This is a genomic window from Hymenobacter arcticus (assembly GCF_054779975.1).
In genome coordinates this window covers 182,215-199,104 of record NZ_BAAGXF010000005.1, presented here as the reverse complement: position 1 = coordinate 199,104, position 16,890 = coordinate 182,215, and the positions used below count along the sequence as shown (strand labels likewise).

The following is a 16,890-nucleotide window of genomic DNA, read 5'->3' as shown; positions in this document are numbered from 1 at the left end:
AAGCGGAAAAACGGGGCATAGAAGGTCAGTTATCAGTGAGCAATTATCAGTTATCCAGGCCTAACGCTTGAACTGTGCCGGGCATTGCCGCGCCGGGCGGCGGGGCAATGCCCGGCGGGCTTGGCTTTCCTGCCTACTTGTCTTTGTGTTCTGCCAGCTGCTCGTCGCTCACGGGCTTAATGGCCGCGCCGGCCAGGAAGCAGGGGCGACAGCGGGCCTCGTAGCTGTCGGTTTCGCCCAGCAATACTTGCTTCTCACTGGCCGCAATGCGGTACGAGTAAGCAGCCAGCTCGCCGCAGCACACGCACACGGCGTGCACCTTGGTCACAAACTCGGCGGTGGCCAGCAGGGCGGGCATGGGGCCAAAGGGCCGGCCGCGGTAGTCCATGTCCAGCCCAGCCACAATAACGCGGATACCACTATCAGCCAATTGCTTGCATACTTCCACCAGGCTTTCGTCGAAGAACTGCGCCTCGTCGATGCCTACCACGTCGGTGCTGCCGCCGGCCAGCAGCAGGATTTCGGCGGGCGACTGCACGGGCGTGGAGCGGATGCTGTTTTGATTGTGGCTCACCACATCTTGGGCGTGGTAGCGGGTGTCGAGGGCAGGCTTGAAAATCTCGACCCGCTGGCGCGCAATGCGGGCGCGGGTGAGGCGGCGAATCAGCTCTTCGGTTTTACCCGAAAACATGGAGCCGCACACGACTTCCAGCCAACCCCGGTGACGCTGCAACTCGGATAGGCGGCGGGGCTCGGTGAACAACTTAATGGAGAATTTAGAATGAAGAGTGAGGAATTAATCTGTTGGCTACCTTCTGGGGCACCTCACTAGCAGCCGGCTTACTGGCTTGCTTCTACAAAGTACGGCACCACTTGTCAGTGGGCGGCGGCAATTCGCCTAACCCATCGTAACCCGTCAAAAATTCTTCATTCTTCCTTCGTCATTCCCCCTTCAACCCTGGCTTGGCAGGCTAGGCGCTCGTGCTCGCCGAGGCGGCCGGCGGCGCGGTAGCGCAGCTCGGGGGCAGTGGGTGGGCCGATGGTTTCGGCCCCAGCCAGCACGCGCACCCGGCAGGTGGTGCAGCGGCCCTTGGCCCCGCAGGCGTGCCACCAGTCGTGGCCGGCTGCGTGGATGGCGGCCAGCACGGTGTGGCCGGCGGGCACGTCGAGCGGGGGGCCGGGCAGGCCCGCAATGGTCAGCAGGGGCATTTTGTGGCTAACTTGGCGCACGAAACCGGCCTACCGGCCGGCCCACGCTATGCAGGACAAATATAGCCTCGCCAAGTGCGAGCAGTACGGCCGCCGGCTGGCCACCCGGCTCAGCCAACAGTTTTTTGGGGCAAAGCCCGATGCCACGCTCGATGGCCCAGCGCTGCTAAAAGTGACGCCCATCCGGCAGGTAAACCTGCTGGTGCTGCGGCAGTTGCTGGGCCGCTGGCAGCAGGAAGCCAGCCAGTTGCGTAGCCCCTACTTCGACTTTGAGGCCACGCCTGTGCGCGCCGCGCTGGGGCAATTTATGAACGTGCTTTCGCGCCATATTCGCCTCGACCGGGCCGCCCTGGAGCCCCTGCTCACCCAGGCCATTACTAGTACGCTGGTGCTGGCTACCGACCCCAGCATGGCCTTCGAGCACCTGCTACTACCCTCCGCCGGCCCCGAGGCTGACGACGAGGTGCCCGTGGCTACGCTGCGTGATTATCTGCGGTACTTTGACCAGGCCAAGGGCTTTTTTGAGGGCTTTGTAAATAGCTTGCCCACCGGCAACGCCCCGCTCAGCCGCGACTTTCTGCGCCAGCGCTTCGAGCTTTACCAAGCCGCGCACCATAAGGAACTACCGGCCCTGACGCAGGTGATAACGGAGTTTAGCGCGCTACTGCCCCTCACCGAGGCCGACCTGTGGGGCGACGGCCCGGCCAAGCCGGCCGCGCCCGCTAGCCAGCCGGCAGCCAGTCCAGTAACTCCGCCCGCGCCCAAAGCCGCGCCAATTCCTGAGCCCACCGCCGCTGCCGAGGTAAAGCCTGCCCCAGCTCCCGTTGCCGCGCCCGCTGAGCCAGCCGTTGCGCCGCCCGCTAGTCTGTCGCCTGCTCCTCCCCTACCGGAGGACCCGGCACCTACGCCGGCCGAGGTCCCGCTCTACGCCAAGCTCAAGGCAACCCAGCCCACTACCACGCACCTGGCCGATACCCTGCGCGAAGCGGCCCAGGGTGGCACTGCCCCGCTAGCCAGCCGCGGCGCGCCCAAGGTGGTGAGCCTGCGCGAGGCCATCTCCATCAACCAGCGCTTTAGCTTTATTAATGAGCTGTTTAACGGCGAAAACATGGAGTACCACGCGGCCATTCAGCACCTCGATGCGCTGCCCGATGCGGAAGCCGCCGCGGCCTACGTGCGCCAGGAACTGAGCGCGCAGCACGACTGGAGCCGCAAGGAGGAGCACGTGGGCAAGCTGCTCAAGCTGATTGAGCGCCGGTTTGCCGGGGAGTAGCGCGCCAAGCTGGGCAATGGCCGCCCGGCGCTGGCTGCTACCCTGGGCGCTGGCGCTGGGCGTGCTGCTCAACGCGGCCTACCCCCTGTACCGGCACTACGATTTTTCGCACTCGCTCGACACGCGCAGCTACCTGCGCCTGGCCAGCGGGCGCTTCGACAGCGTGAACGTGACGCGGCGCTACCGCCTACTGGTGCCGCTGGCCGCCGGTGCGCTGGCCCGGCCGCTGGCGATGCTCGGCGACCCGGCCGGCGCCACGCGGCCGGCCGGCGAGTGGCCGCTGCGCCTAGCCTTCTACCTGGTTAACTGCACATTGCTTGGGGCAGCCGGGGCCTGCTTCTACCGTGGGGCGCGGCTGGCGGGCGCGCCGGCCGGCGCAGCGGCGCTGGCGCTGGTGGCGGTACTCAGCAGCCGCTGGGCCGGCTACGCGGCCGGCCTACCCCTCACCGATAGCCTGTATCTGCTGGTTTTTGGGCTGAGCTACTACGCTGCGCGGCGTGGCGCGGGGGCCGGCTGGGCCGTGGCGGTGGCGCTACTGGTGGGGCCGCTGGCCAAGGAGTCGTTCGTGTTTTTGCTGCCGTGGGTAGCCTGGTACGGCCGGCGGGCGCTGGGCTGGCGGGGGCAGGCACTGGCGCTAGGTGTTGGCTTAATAGCATTAGTAGCAGCACATTACTGGGTTGATAAGGCGGCTGGAATAACTGCCGGCACCAGCGTGACCAACGCGTTATCGCACGTCGAAAACCTCACGTACTCGTTGCGGCGGGCTTTATCGGTTAAGGGAGCAGCCGAGCTGTTCAGCATTTTTGGCTTGTTCTGGCTGCCAGTGCTGGCGGCCCTGGCGCGGCCCGGCGGGCGGCGGGCGCTGGCCCCCGTGCTGGGCGCGCCCGAGGCGGCACTGCTCTTCGTTGTGACCGTGCACATGCTGTTATCCAGCGACTTGGGGCGGATGGGCTACCTGCTAGCCCCGGTCTTCACGGCGGTGCTAGCGCTGAGCGTGGGCTGGGTGCGCGGCTGGGTTGCGGCTATCGAACCTTTGCATTTGCGTAAGTAGCGTGGTCCTTGTCAAAGGGGAGAGTTTGCAGCCCGACGCGGGCCGGCGGGCCTTCAACTACCTAGCGCACCAAATCCTGCTTGCGGTGGGCATCGAGGGCCAGCAGCGCAAAGAGTAAAATAGTAAACGACCACAGCGACGAGCCGCCGTAGCTGAAAAACGGCAGTGGAATGCCCACCACCGGCATCAGGCCCATCGTCATGCCCAGGTTCACGGTGAAGTGCACAAACAGGATGCTGGCCGCGCAGTAGCCGTAGGTGCGGCTAAACACCGATTTCTGACGCTCGGCTACCAGCAAGATGCGCCACAACAGCGTAAGGTAGAGCCCGATAACTACCAGGCAGCCCGCCCAGCCCCACTCCTCGCCCACGGTGCAGAAGATGAAGTCGGTGCTTTGCTCGGGCACGAAATCGAACTTGGTTTGGGTACCGTTGAGAAAGCCCTTGCCAAACCAGCCGCCCGAGCCGAGGGCAATTTTGCTTTGCGTCACGTTCCAGCCCTTGCCCAGCGGGTCTTTGCCGGGGTCGATGAGCATTTCGATGCGCTGGCGCTGGTGGGGTTGCAGCACGTTGTTGAAGAAGAAATCGACCCCGAATACCATGCTGATAACCAGCGCCCAAGCCCCCAGGCTGAGCGGCAAGTGGTGGCGCCACAGCCGCGAGTTCAGCAAAAACGCCACGGCCAGCACCACCGTGAAGCCGCCCACCAGCCACAACTTGGGCACCAGCAGCGCCAGCAGTAAAATGAGGCCGCCCGCCGCCAGCAGCAGCAAAATAATGGGCGACATGCCCTCGCGGAAATACGCCAGCAGCAGGGCCGCAAACACCAGCGCCTGCCCGGTTTCGTTGCTGGCCAAGATGAGGGCCACCGGCAGCAGCGTGAGGCCGGCCAGCACGGCTTGGTCGCGCCAGTTCTGGTTGCGCAGGTTGATGCCGGCCATGAAGCGCGAGGCGGCCAGCGCGGTGGTAAACTTGGCAAACTCGGCCGGCTGCAAGCGCACCGGCCCAAACTCCAGCCACGAGCGCGAGCCGGCAATGGGCCGCGCAATCACCAGCGTCACCAGCAGCAGCACTATCATGCCACCGTAGAGCACGTAGGCCAGCGTGTCATAGGCCTTATAATCAACAACTAACAGAATAACGATAAGGATTAACGCCGTGCCCATCCAGATGAGCTGCTTGAACCAGTTGAAGGCCATCAGCTCCGAAAAGCTGAGCGCGGCGAGCGGGTGGGCCGGCGCATCGGGCGAGTAGCTGGCCGCGTACACGGCCACCCAGCCCAGGCCCACCAGCACCAGGTAAATAAGGAGCAGCGGCCAGTCGATGCTGCGTGAGGAACGGGGAGTAACGGGGGACATTAGGAAACTTTGCGCAAAGGTCGGCAGGAACGCGGTGGCTAGGCTACTACACTGATAGCGTAGCCCAGTGCGTATTGCCAAAGAGATAAGGCTTTACTTTATGGCCTTCTTTATAGCATCGTATTATTTAATTTCCAGGAGTATGTCGCTTAGCACCAAGATTATTTCCTCCTTGCTTGCGGTCATAATAATTGCGGTAGGAGTTTCCATCGGCCTCTCGCACTATCACAACAGCAACAACCCCTTCTACTCAGATTTATCCTCTATTTCCAGCGAGCAGGAGCTGAAGGAGAACTATCAGCAGCACGCTAAGGCGCTTTACGCGCTAAAAACCTATTTCAATTCCATTACACCTGCTGATTCGGTGGTTGAAATTGAATTTCAAGACTTTGACAAAATTTCACTTAAAATATATTCTGCACCTGACACATCGGGCCATACCGAAAAATCCTACTTCTCACAGTGGCGCATTAATCCTTATCGTTATCGCCAGAGCGAAGTGCTTGATGGCTACCTAGACGAGTCTGGCGCAAAGGCGCCCACTTTTGCTGAGGTGAAAGCGCGTTTGCACTGGACCGATAATACGTTTCGGGAGCTGGCCGACCGCTTGGTCAAAGCCAACTGCATCGGGATACGTAATGGGGAACCAGCCAATATCTCCTTTCACCGGAGTGACTTTGGCATGTATTCCTATAATATTTTCAACCATCCTATTCCCGGCTATTTGCAGCGTCGCTACAACAGAGCCTGCACATTCCGGCCTTACCTGTCAATGGTAGTACTGGAGTATGGGGGCGGCGCAGTAGGAGGCGATTGCTTTCCTGACCCAAAGCCACGCTAATGGTGCGTAGGGGCCACGCCGTACTGCACCCAGTTTTCCCAGCGCTGGCGGCCGCGGCCCACTTTGCCGCGCAGGTATTTTTCCATCATGAGGCCGGCGGCGGGGGCGGCAAACGTGCCGCCGAAGCCCGCGTTTTCGATGAAGACGGCGATGGCAATTTTGGGGTCGTTGGCGGGGGCAAACGCCCCGAAGGTGGAGTGGTCGGGGCCGTGCGAATTTTGCACGGTGCCGGTTTTGCCGGCCACCGAAATTCCATACTGCGCCAAGCTGGCAAACGAGCCGGTGCCACCGCGCCCATCCACCACCTGCTGCATGCCGGGAATCACGTACTTGAAGAGCGCCGTATCGACGGCCGTGTAGTGGCGCTGCCGAAACTCAGGCAGCGGCTGCCCGCTGGCCCCAATGCTGCGCACAAAGTGCGGCGCGTAGTAGTAGCCCCGGTTGGCAATGGTAGCCAGCACATTGGCCATTTGCAGGCCCGTGATGCCGATTTCGCCCTGCCCGATGCTGAGCGAGTACACCGTTTTGTAGTTCCAGTGGTGGTAGCCGCGCAGCTTGTCGTAGAACTCGGGCGAGGGGATGAGGCCGCGCTTTTCGTGGCCCATATCCACACCCAGGCGCTCGCCAAGGCCGAAGGTTTTCACCATCTTTTGCCACTGGCCGAGGCCCAGGCGGGCGTCCTCAAACTTGTTGGGCGACTGCCCGCGCAGCACCGCCGCCCGCATCACCTGGTAGAAGTAGGGGTTGCAGCTGTTTTTGATGGCGATGTTGAGGTTGCTGGGGTATTCGTGGTTGTGCGTGCAGCGAATGAGGTGCTGGTCGCAGGGAAAGCCCGTACTGGCATTCACGACCCCCAACTGCATGGCCACCAATTCGTTAACCATTTTAAACACCGAGCCCGGCGGGTAAGTGGCCATTAGGGGGCGGTCGAAGAGCGGGCGGTCGGGGTTTTTGAGCAGGTCCATGTAGCGGTTGCCCATGCCCTTGCCGGTCAGCATTTGGGGCTCGAAGCGCGGGGCCGACACAAAGCACAGGATTTCGCCCGTTTTGGGGTCGATGGCCACAATGGAGCCGCGACGGCCGGCCAGCAGCTTTTCGCCGTAGGCTTGCAGGCCCGCGTCGATACTCAGGTGCAGGTCCTGGCCCGCCTGCGAAAGCGTGTCGAACTGCCCCCCGCGAAACGCGCCTTTGTCGATGCCGCGCACGTTCACGAGCCGGTACTGCACGCCACGCCGGCCCATGAGCACGGGCTCGTAGTACGATTCGAGGCCCGAAATACCCACGTTTTCGCCCGGCGCGTAGTGCGCGTACTTGGGCGCTTCGAGTAGCTTGGGCGTGATGGAGCCCACGTAGCCCAGGGCGTGGGCCAGATTTTGGGTGCGGTAAGCCCGCGCCATGCGCGCCTGCACCCGGAAGCCCGGAAAGCTAATCAGGTTGTCCTGAATGGCGGCCAGCTCGGGCGTGCTCAGGTTTTGGATGAGCGGCGAGGGGCGCACCCGCGAGTAGGTGCGGGCGGCGCGCAAGCCCAGGCGCAGGTCTTCGAGCGGCAGCTGCATCACCTGGCAAAACCTGGCCGAGTCGAGGCGCTTCACTTCGCGGGGCACCACCATGAGGTCGTACACGGGCGTATTGGTAACCAGCAGCGAGTCGTGGCGGTCGTAGATGAGGCCGCGGTAGGGCACCTGCACCTGCCGCTGCAGGGTATTGCGGTCGGCCGCCGTTTTGTAGGAGTCGTCGAGCACCTGTAAGTAGAACAGCCGGCTCGCAAACAGCACCCCCACGAGGGTAAAAATCGCCAGCACCACGTAGCGCCGGCCTTCCAGGTATTGCATACATCAAAGTTACAACTGCCTTAACCGGGGGCGGTGCCGAATCATTCACTGGTTGAGCTTATCTCTTGCCGGCCTGTCCCGCGCCCGCGCCAGTACCTTTGTGGTTTCGCCCCCTGCCCATGCCCCTACTCGTCACGCCCACCGCCAACACTGCCTTTACCGGCCTCATTTCGGTGGTCGCTCCTTTATACAACGAGGTCGATACCGTGGCCCAGCTCGTGAGCCGCGTGGGAGCCGTGATGCAGCAGCACGGCTACGACTACGAGCTGATACTGGTGAACGACGGCAGCACCGACCGCAGCTGGAGCATCATGCGCGAGCTGGCCGCCCACGACCGCCACCTGGTGGCCATTGACCTGGCCGGCAACTACGGCCAGACGCTGAGCCTGCGCGCCGGCTTTGCCCAGGCGCGGGGCGAGGTCATCATCGCCATGGACGGCGACTTGCAGCACGACCCGGCCTACATTCCGCAGTTTATCAGCCTCATCAACGAGGGCTACGACATGGTGGGCGGGGCCAAGGCCAAGCGCCCCGAGGGGCCCATTGCCACGGCGCTGGCCACCACGGCACACGGCATCATCCGGCGCTTGTCGGGGGTGCAGCTGCGCTACTTTGGGGCCACCTACAAGGCGTATCGCAGCTACCTGGTGCAAAACGTGGAGATGCTGGGCGACGCTCACCGCTTCTTGGGCGCGCTGGTAGCCCGCAAAAACCTGCGCTACTGCGAGTTTCCGATTGAGATACACGAGCGCCAGTTTGGACAGAGCAACTACAAGATTAGCAAGCTGTTCTACGTTATTCTGGACCTGTTTATTCTGCGCTTTTTCATTGTGCACTCGCGCAAGCCATTCCGCTTGTTCGGGCTTTCGGGCCTGCTGAGTTTGCTGCTGGGCGGCGGGCTGGCGGGGCAGTTTCTGGTGCGCTCCATCTTCTTCGGGCTCAACATTGAGGCGCGCTACCCGCTGGAGTTCATCTTCAGCCTGTTCCTGATAATGGCGGGCATCTTCCTGCTCTGCTTCGGCGTGCTGGCCGAAATTGGGATGTACAATTACTACTCGCGGCGCACGCGCAAGCCCTACGTAGTGCGGCACTTGGCAGGCTCATTTAACAATTAACAGTTAGCAATTAACATTTTACCAATCACGTTTCTCATCTCCTAAAACACGATTGGCAATGCTCTTTTTGCCTGCAATTACTTGCTTGACAGTAGCTTAATGATGACTGTTAAATGAAACAGCTCATCATTAACTGCGACGACTACGGCTGGGATGCGCCTGCTACTCAGGCCATTCTGGAGCTGGGCGCGGCCGGGCAGGTGAGCAGCACCACTGTGATGGCCAACTTTGCCAGCGACGCGGAGCTGCGCGAGCTGCAAAAGCTGGCCTCCCCCACCCTCTCCGTGGGCCTGCACCTCACCCTGAATGCCGGCCAGCCGCTAAGCGCCGCCTCAGTGGTACCGTCGCTGATAAACGCTGATGGCCAGTTTTATACCTCCAGTCAGCTGTGGCAGCGCTACCTGCGCGGGCAGGTGCGGCGCACAGAGCTAAAAACCGAGATAGCCGCGCAGCTGCATCGCCTGGCGGCCGCGGGCCTCACCCTCACCCACGCCGACAGCCACCAGCACCTGCACCAGTACCCGCTGCTGGGGCCCGCGCTGCTGGGCATTTTGCGCGAGCTGGGCATGGGCCGGGTGCGCCGCCTCACGGCGGCCGGCCGCCGCGACGGCCGCGGGCTGGTGCTGCAAGCCTTCGCCCGCAGTAGCCGCTACGCCCTGCGCGGCTTGGCGGCGCCGGGCGCGCTGGTAAGCACGTTTTCGACCGAGCCGGCCAGCGCCGCGGGCTTTCGGCGCGGCGTAGCAGCGGCTTTTCAACAAACTGATTTAGTGGAGTTTATGAGCCATCCTGGCCTGAGCGAGCGGCCCGGCTCGCCGCTGATGCGGGTGCCGGAATATGCGTTTTGGCGCAGCGGCGCGGCGCGGGAGTTGCTGCGGGAGCTGGGCGGCGAGCTGGTGAGCTACATAGCTGTGCGGTAAGCTTTAGCTTGCTGTTTTGACTTCCCGGCAAGCTAAAGCTTACCGCACGCGCTCTACCCGCACCAGCGCCCCCACCAGCGATACCAGCGCCGTAATCACGTAGAAGAGCACGCTCACGCTCACCGCCACCGGCACGCTGAGGGCAAATAGCTTGGCCCCGTATAAAAAGGTTAACTCCCTGGCACCCAGTCCACCCACCGTGAGCGGCAGCACCGCCGCAATGCTCGACGCCAGAAATACCAGCAGGTAGGGCAGCACCGGCCCATCGGCCGCGCCCAGCGCCGCCAGTAGCGCCCAGGCGCACAGCACCTGCGCCCCCTGCACTCCCAGCGCCTCCCACGAGGTACGCCCCAGCGCCCGCCTGAACTCGCCAAACAGCCAGCGGCCCAGCCCGTAGCTCACACCCAGGCCCAGCGGCACCAGCGCCAGCGCGCCGGCCCGCCACCAGCCGGGGTAGTCGGTGGCCACAAACAGCCCCAGTAGCAACACCAGCAGCGCCACCATACCACTCAGCCTATCCAAGAGCAGAGCCCGAAAAATGACGCCCCGCCGCCCCGGAAACTCGCGGCCCAGCAGGTACACCTTGTAGCCGTCGCCGCCAATGCCGCCCGGCAAAAACAGGTTATAAAACATGCCCAGCCAGTACAGCCGCAGGTTGTAGCGCTCGGTGAGTTGAATGTCAACCGTCCGAAAAAAGGTATTGAGCCGTACCGATGAAATCAGCTTCGAAAGCGTGAACAGCCCCGCTGCCAGCAGCAGCCAGCCCGGCCGCGCCCGCCGCAGGGTGTGGGCCAGGGCCGGCAGGTCGAGGTGGCGGGCTACCAGCCACAGCGCAGCAGCCATAAACAGTAGCTTGACCACCAGCAGTGTGTGCCGTCGCCAGGCGGGTGCAGCGGCAGCGGGCGCTTCGTCGGCGGGGGCGCTCATGGCAGCTGAAACTCGACCACCCGAAAGGTGATGTTGGCGTCGATGGTGAAGCGGTCGAGCGTGCGGTAGCGCAGGCCGCCCAGGTAGCGCTCATCGGCGATGTAGAGCACGCCGCGGCGCAACGGCAGCGGGGCGTAGGTGAGCGTTTCGCCCCGCTCGCGGGCAATGTAGAAGGCTTCTACATTGTCGAGCGGACCCCCGTAGGGGTACATCACGAGGGGGCGGCCCTTGGTTTCGCGGCCCACCCGGATGGCGGCCGTGCGGTAGGCCACCTCGGGCGAAGTCTGCATCCGAGCCGGGAAGATGAAAATATCAAACCCTACCCGCAGCACCAACAGGTAATAGGCCAGCACCAGCAGGCGGTAGTCGGCCAGCCGCCAAAACAGGTAGGCACCCAGCGCCAGCACCACGAATAGCCCCAAGCTCCAGGCCAGCGCGCCCGGCACCACCTGGGTAAGCGGTATAAAAGGAAAGGATAATACCCCTAAAGTGCAGATTACCAATAAACTCAGCAAAATACCGTCGAGCCAGCGCGTGGGGCGCGTGCCGGCCGGCTGGTACTGCGCATACAGCGCAATAACCACCGTGAGACCCAACGGCACCAGCATAAACAGGTAGCGCGGAATAGTGGCCGGCGACAACCAGTAGACCGGCAAAATGGCCAGAAACAGCAGCGCGTTGTAGCGCAAAAACGGCTGCCCCATTATCGCCCGGCGCGCGCCCGGCACCAGCAGGCACCCCACCAGCAGCGACCAAGGCAGAAAGTGCTTGATAAAATCGAACGGAAACAGCAGCACGTACTGGATAGAATCGGCCAGCGGTTGGGCGGCTACCGTGCGCTGGCTCGACTGCGACCACAGCGTTTGCAGGGCTACTTCGAGCGAGTTGTGGCGGCTATACACGAAGAAATAAGCACCCACAATGCTCAGCATCACCAGCACGCCCAGCACGTGCTGCCAGCCAAACAAGCGCCGCCACTGCCGGGTATCGATGCAGTACACCAGCAGCGCCAGCCCCTGAAATACCACCGAAGGCAAGCCCTTGAGTAGAAAGCCCACCGCCGTGAGCGCGTAGGTGATGATGAACAGCCGCGCCCACTGCTGGCGCTGCCCCAGGTACCACACGGCCATGAAGCCCAGCCACGTCAGCCCCGCGTGCCACAGGTCAATCAGCCCCAGAAACGAGTCGTAGAACAGCACCCGGCCGGTAGTGGCAAAGGCCAATGCCACCGTAAAGGCCAAGCGGCTACCTAGTTGCGGGCGCAGCACCCGCCACAGCGCGGTGGTGTACAGCAGCAGCGCCGCAATAGTGGGCAGGCGCAGCACCCACTCATCCTGCCGCCCCGTGAGGCGAAATAGCGTGATTAGCAGCCAGTTGAACAGCGGCGGCTTATTATAGTAAGGCAGGCCGAGCAGCGTGGGCGAAAAGAAGCGGCCCGAGTAGTGCATTTCGAGGGCCACCAAGGCCCGAATGGGCTCATCGACCAGCAGCGGCTGCCAGCCCAGGTGCACAAGCAGGGCGGGCAGCACCAAGGCCAGCGTGAGGGCCGCCACCCACCACGGCCGCTGGCTAAGGGCAATAATAACCCGGCGGGCTAACGATTCTACCACAAGTTTGGTTAAGTTGGTCAGGGGCGTCCCTGGTAGGGGTTGGGCCGTTGGCGGCCCCGCCGGTACAAAGGTACGCCCCCTGCCGCTGGGCTCTTTACCGCTCGCGGGCACCCCATCTTTTCGTAAGTTTGGCTTATGTCGTCTCCCTCCGCTCCTCCTGCTCCCGACCGCCTCACCCAGACGCTGCTGCGCCACGGCCTGCGCCAGACGCCCGTGCGCCGGGCCGTGCTGGCTGCCCTCAGCGGCAAAGGCTACGCCCTCACCGGGGCCGAGATTGAGCAGGAGATTGGCACGGCCACCGACCGCATAACGCTCTACCGCACCCTCAAAAGCTTCGAGCAGCAAGGCCTTATCCACCGTGTTATCGATGACACCGACGTGCTGCGCTACGCCGCTTGCTCCATCGAGTGCTCGGCCGAGGCGCACTTCGACAACCACGTGCACTTCAAGTGCGACCTGTGCAGCCACACCTACTGCCTGAGCCAGGTGGCCATTCCGGTGGTGCAGCTGCCCGGAGGCTTCCAGGCCCAGCGGCGCGACTTTCTGCTGTCGGGTACCTGCCAGTTTTGCCAGGCGTAAGCTCGCTCAGGTTTTCCCCAGAAAGCTGGTTGTCCTTGCGAGCAAATTGATACTTGCTCACTATTACTGCTAATTGAAATGTGGTGGACCTACGCTTTGCTTTCCGCCGTGTTTGCAGCCCTCACGGCGGTGCTGGCCAAGGTGGGCATCAAGGGCGTCAGCTCCGATTTGGCCACGGCTATCCGCACGGTGGTCATTTTGGTGGTGGCCTGGGGCATTGTGTTTGTTAAGGACAACCCGGCCGATATTTTCACGCTAGCCCCACGCACCTGGCTGTTTCTGGTGTTGTCGGGCGTGGCTACGGGGCTATCGTGGCTGTGCTACTTCCGGGCCTTGCAGCTGGGCAAGGTGTCGCAGGTGGCCCCGGTAGATAAGCTGAGCGTGGCGTTGGCCATTGGCTTATCGGTCGTGTTTCTGGGCGAAACCCTCACCCTGAAAGCGGCGTTGGGGGCCGCGCTCATCATTGGGGGCACGCTGGTACTCATCTTGTGATGTGTGATTACCCAAAGTGCTTAAATGCAAAAAGCGATTAGCAGCCGGGGCTACTAATCGCTTTTTGTTCAAACGGGAGTGGAGAATATCGGAGTCGAACCGATGACCTCTTGCATGCCATGCAAGCGCTCTAGCCAGCTGAGCTAATCCCCCGTTTTTGGCTTTACCAAGGTGCCTGTTGCGCGTTGGTTTAACAAAAGTACGGTGACTTTCGGCTTATGCAAGCACCAGGGGCAACATTCTTCGCAACTACCGCAGAATCAGGCCCAAAAAAAAGAGCGGGGAAATTTCCCCGCTCTTTTTAACTCAGTTGGTACCGCAGTACTTAGTTGAAGCTGTAGCGCACGCCCAACTGCCCCTGCCAGCGCGAAGCTAGGTTCGAGAAGTCATACGAGCGGTTGGTGGTAGCATACGCAGCCGGGAACGAGAACGTGGGCTGCACGTTAACACCCGTCGTTTCGGGGCGCAATAGCTCGACGGCGTTGTTCGACACTACGTACTGACGGCCCCAGTTCTGATTGAGCAGGTTGCCGAGGTTGAAGATATCGAACGTAATCTGGAGCGAGTTTTTCTTGCCACCGGCCAGGAAGTTGAAGTCCTGAGCTACGCGAATGTCTACTTCGTGCGTCCAAGGCAAGCGAGCAGCAAAGCGCTCTACTACCTGGCCGCGATGCGTGCGCAGGTACGGGTCGTTCTCGATGAAGGCATCGAGCTGGTCCTGCACCTGGGCTACCGTACGCGAGTCGGTCGACACGAGGCGAATCTGGTTTACGTCACGCACGTTGGTTGGCACATAGAGCAAGTCGTTGCCGGCCACGCCCGTATCGTTGTTGAAATCGCGGCCCTGACCATAGATATAGGTTAGCGGCTGGCCCGAAAGGCCCTCGTAGAAGGCAGTGAAGGTAGTAGCCAAAGCCCCACCAGCGTAGTTGAAGGTATAGCCGGTGCTAGCGATTACGCGGTGACGCTGGTCGTTGCGCGAGTAGCCGATTTCAGGGTTGTTGGGGTCGTAAGCAATCTGGTTGAAGCCAAAATTGGACGAAGCCGTGCTGCTCGAACCGCTATTGATTTCCTTAGCTTCGCCGTAGGTGTAGGCCATCATGGTAGTCAGGCCGCCCACAAAGCGCTTCTGCAACTGGATAGTGGCGTTGTAGCGGTAGCCCTTGCTGGTGTTGTCGAGCAGGTACACGTTGGTGTAGCGCTGGTCGACGCGGCGACGGACCACCCCATTCACCGTAGTACCATCGTAGATGGGGCGCTGGTCGGGGCCGGCCATGCGGCCAATCGGGGCCGCCAGGTTCAGGTCTTTGTAGTAGATATCGTTCAGTGTTTTCGAGTAAATACCTTCCAGCGTGGCTACGATATCGCCGGGCAGGCGGAAATCGACGGCCAGGTTCGAGCGCCAAACCTGGGGCAGCTTGAAATCCTTGCTCAGCACGTTAATCTGCGTCGTGGGCACGGGGCTGTAGGGCGTCGACGTATACACGCGCTGAATGTCGGCGGGCGTGAGCGGGATAGAAGGCAGGAAGGTGCCGGTGGGTGCCGTCTGGGCTACCCCGCCCTGAATGAGGCCGCTGTTAGTGAAGCTGTTGGACAGCCACACGAAAGGAGCCCGGCCCGAGAAGATACCCGTACCACCGCGCAGCTGCACTTTCGAGTCGTTGTTTACGTCCCAGTTAAAGCCAATGCGGGGCGAGTACTGCACCTGGCCGCTGGGCGTATTGCTGGTCTGAAACTCGTTGCTGAAGCCAGGATTTATGAAAGTCGTGGGGTTGTTGCCCGTCGTCGTACCAATAGCCGTATTGTTGAACGCCGTATTCAGGCCGGGCTTATCGAAGAACACTGGCACGTCGATACGCATACCCAGGGTAATGCGCAGGTTTTCAACGGGGGTGTACTCATCCTGAGCATAAAAGCCCAGTTGAGCAGCTTTAAATTTCGCCTCGCCCCCGTCGGCAGTGGGGTAGCTAGAGGTAACGCTAGTGGCGCGGCCCTGCTCGAAGTTGGCAATGGAGGTGAAGGTATAATAGCCGGCCGCGTTGTTCAGGAACAGGTTGCGGAATTTGTAGCCTTCGTTGTGCGTACCCACCGTGATAGTGTGCTTGCCGAACTGCTTGGTTAGGTTATCGGTGATTTCCACGATATCCTGGTCAAGCTGGTTGCCCACCGACGAGCGGTCCTGGCCCAGTAGGTACGTAATCCCGTTATCAGCAATCTGATAAGCGGGGCCAGGGTTACCTACTACATCGCGCGAGTCGCGGATAGACGTGTACGTCAGAATCAGCTTGTTGGAAAGCCCACCCGTGAAGCGGGAGTTCAACTCGGCCACCGTGCTGTTGGTCACGTTGCTGAACTTATAAGCGTTGTTGCTGAAGCGGATGTTGTTGGCGGTGCGGGTGAGGTTGTCGTCAAACGCGTTCACAAAGTTGTGGCGCAGCGTTAGGGTATTATTTTCCGAGAGGTTGAAGTCCAGGCGGGCAAAAATCTTGTTGCTCTGCGTGCGGCGGTTAAACTCGCCGTAGCTGCCGGCATCGTAGTTACCGTAGCGGTCGGTGCTAGCGGCGGTGGCAATGCGCTGCAGGTCGGCCACGTTGGCACGCGAGTCGGCGGTACCGGGCAGGAAGCCCAGTGGCGAACTCACCCGAGCAATCTCCCCGTTCAAGAAGAAGAATACCTTGTCCTTCACAATGGGGCCACCCACGCGGAAGCCCGTCTGGTAGTTGTAAAATTCGTCGAGCTTGGTACGGGGCTCATTTACGCTCCGGCCAGCCGTGTTCTGGTTGCGGCCAAAGCCATAGATGGAAGCCGAAAAATCGTTATTGCCCGAGCGGGTAACGGCGTTTACGCCGGCACCGGTAAAGCTGCCCAACGTTACGTCGTAAGGAGCCAGTACTACCTGAATCTGGTCGATGGCATCGAGGGCGATGGGGTTAGTATTGGCCTGGCCGCCTGGCGTGCCCGAGCCAGCGAGGCCGAATACGTCGTTGTTCACGGCACCGTCGATAGTAATGTTGTTGTAGCGGTTGTTGGCTCCGCCGAATGACGAGCTACCACCACCGGCGGCCTGCGGCGTAAGGCGGGTAAAGTCGGTCAGGTTGCGGTTAAGAGTCGGCAGGTTATTAATCTGGGCGCGGCTCACGTTGGTGGCGGCACCGGTGCGGCCGGCATTGATAACCGGGTCGGCACGGCCCGTTACTACCACGTTACCCAGCTCGGTAGACGAGGTACTCATGGGGATGTCTAAACGTAGGGTTTCACCCAAGGACAGCACGATACCGGTTTTGGTAACGTCCTGGTAGCCCACAAACGACACCTTGATGGTGTAAGGACCGCCTACGCGCATACCCTGAATATTGTAGCGGCCGTCGGCGTTGGTGCCCACGCCATATGGCGTGTTAGTCGGCGTGTGCACGGCCAGCACGGTGGCGCCAGGCAGTGGCTCACCCTTGGCATCGGTGATGGCCCCGCTCATAGAAGCCGTAGTGGCCCCCTGCCCCCAGCCCAAGTGGGCCGTGAGCAGCAGCAGTAGCAGCAGGGTGAAGTGGCGTAAAGGTAGATTTCTCATAAAATGAAAAAAGGGTAAAGGCTCACAGTTGCCAATAGGCTGCAAAGATAAGCAGCCCCGGCAAGCATTCACCCTTTCATCATCCGAGCGCTATCCTACCCCAAGCGCGAAGACAAATACTC

Annotated in this window: 14 protein-coding genes and 1 tRNA gene; 7 read left to right on the top strand and 8 right to left on the bottom strand. The window is 61.6% G+C overall.

Annotated elements, in window-relative coordinates; genetic code table 11:
- Nucleotides 1-133 precede the first annotated feature (133 nt).
- Complete coding sequence (locus ACYVGC_RS11170; protein WP_460583911.1) at nt 134-763, bottom strand: thymidine kinase; 630 nt, start codon at nt 761-763, stop codon at nt 134-136.
- A gap of 164 nt (nt 764-927) precedes the next feature.
- Nucleotides 928-1,209, bottom strand: a complete 282-nt coding sequence (locus ACYVGC_RS11165) for a 2Fe-2S iron-sulfur cluster-binding protein (RefSeq protein WP_460583910.1) — start codon at nt 1,207-1,209, stop codon at nt 928-930.
- Between the two features lie 49 nt (nt 1,210-1,258).
- On the opposite strand from ACYVGC_RS11165, the gene ACYVGC_RS11160 reads away from it, so the two are divergent.
- Both ACYVGC_RS11160 and ACYVGC_RS11155 read left to right on the top strand, forming a co-directional pair.
- Nucleotides 1,259-2,482, top strand: a complete 1,224-nt coding sequence (locus tag ACYVGC_RS11160) for a hypothetical protein (protein ID WP_460583909.1) — start codon at nt 1,259-1,261, stop codon at nt 2,480-2,482.
- 16 nt (nt 2,483-2,498) lie between these two features.
- Nucleotides 2,499-3,533, top strand: a complete 1,035-nt coding sequence (locus ACYVGC_RS11155) for a hypothetical protein (protein ID WP_460583908.1) — start codon at nt 2,499-2,501, stop codon at nt 3,531-3,533.
- A 61-nt stretch (nt 3,534-3,594) separates the two neighbouring features.
- Here the strand turns inward: ACYVGC_RS11155 and rodA are convergent, their stop codons facing one another.
- Nucleotides 3,595-4,890 (bottom strand): putative peptidoglycan glycosyltransferase FtsW/RodA, encoded by a 1,296-nt coding sequence (gene rodA, locus ACYVGC_RS11150; protein WP_460583907.1) that lies wholly within the window; start codon nt 4,888-4,890, stop codon nt 3,595-3,597.
- A gap of 142 nt (nt 4,891-5,032) precedes the next feature.
- On the opposite strand from rodA, the gene ACYVGC_RS11145 reads away from it, so the two are divergent.
- Complete coding sequence (locus tag ACYVGC_RS11145) at nt 5,033-5,731, top strand: hypothetical protein (RefSeq protein WP_460583906.1); 699 nt, start codon at nt 5,033-5,035, stop codon at nt 5,729-5,731.
- On the opposite strand, the gene ACYVGC_RS11140 is transcribed toward ACYVGC_RS11145, so the two are convergent.
- Nucleotides 5,728-7,563, bottom strand: coding sequence for a penicillin-binding protein 2 (locus ACYVGC_RS11140; protein WP_460583905.1), 1,836 nt, complete (start codon nt 7,561-7,563; stop codon nt 5,728-5,730). The genes ACYVGC_RS11145 and ACYVGC_RS11140 overlap by 4 nt on opposite strands.
- 119 nt (nt 7,564-7,682) lie before the next feature.
- Between ACYVGC_RS11140 and ACYVGC_RS11135 the strand changes: the two genes are divergently transcribed.
- Entirely contained in the window at nt 7,683-8,678 is a 996-nt protein-coding gene (locus ACYVGC_RS11135; RefSeq protein WP_460583904.1) for a glycosyltransferase family 2 protein, read from the top strand.
- Between the two features lie 113 nt (nt 8,679-8,791).
- Nucleotides 8,792-9,595, top strand: coding sequence for a carbohydrate deacetylase (locus ACYVGC_RS11130; RefSeq protein ID WP_460583903.1), 804 nt, complete (start codon nt 8,792-8,794; stop codon nt 9,593-9,595).
- Between the two features lie 39 nt (nt 9,596-9,634).
- Here ACYVGC_RS11130 and ACYVGC_RS11125 read toward each other — a convergent pair whose 3' ends face one another.
- Entirely contained in the window at nt 9,635-10,522 is an 888-nt protein-coding gene (locus tag ACYVGC_RS11125) for a lysylphosphatidylglycerol synthase transmembrane domain-containing protein (protein WP_460583902.1), read from the bottom strand.
- Nucleotides 10,519-12,132, bottom strand: coding sequence for an ArnT family glycosyltransferase (locus ACYVGC_RS11120; RefSeq protein ID WP_460583901.1), 1,614 nt, complete (start codon nt 12,130-12,132; stop codon nt 10,519-10,521). Before ACYVGC_RS11120 ends, ACYVGC_RS11125 begins: the two co-directional genes overlap by 4 nt.
- Nucleotides 12,133-12,267: 135 nt before the next feature.
- Between ACYVGC_RS11120 and ACYVGC_RS11115 the strand changes: the two genes are divergently transcribed.
- Both ACYVGC_RS11115 and ACYVGC_RS11110 read left to right on the top strand, forming a co-directional pair.
- Entirely contained in the window at nt 12,268-12,711 is a 444-nt protein-coding gene (locus ACYVGC_RS11115; protein WP_460583900.1) for a Fur family transcriptional regulator, read from the top strand.
- A 78-nt stretch (nt 12,712-12,789) separates the two neighbouring features.
- Entirely contained in the window at nt 12,790-13,203 is a 414-nt protein-coding gene (locus ACYVGC_RS11110; RefSeq protein WP_460583899.1) for an EamA family transporter, read from the top strand.
- A gap of 79 nt (nt 13,204-13,282) precedes the next feature.
- Here the strand turns inward: ACYVGC_RS11110 and ACYVGC_RS11105 are convergent.
- Both ACYVGC_RS11105 and ACYVGC_RS11100 read right to left on the bottom strand, forming a co-directional pair.
- Nucleotides 13,283-13,356 (bottom strand) — tRNA-Ala (locus tag ACYVGC_RS11105).
- 172 nt (nt 13,357-13,528) lie between these two features.
- The gene (locus ACYVGC_RS11100) at nt 13,529-16,768 is read right to left on the bottom strand and encodes a TonB-dependent receptor (protein WP_460583898.1); all 3,240 of its coding nucleotides are present in this window, start codon (nt 16,766-16,768) and stop codon (nt 13,529-13,531) included.
- Nucleotides 16,769-16,890 lie beyond the last annotated feature (122 nt).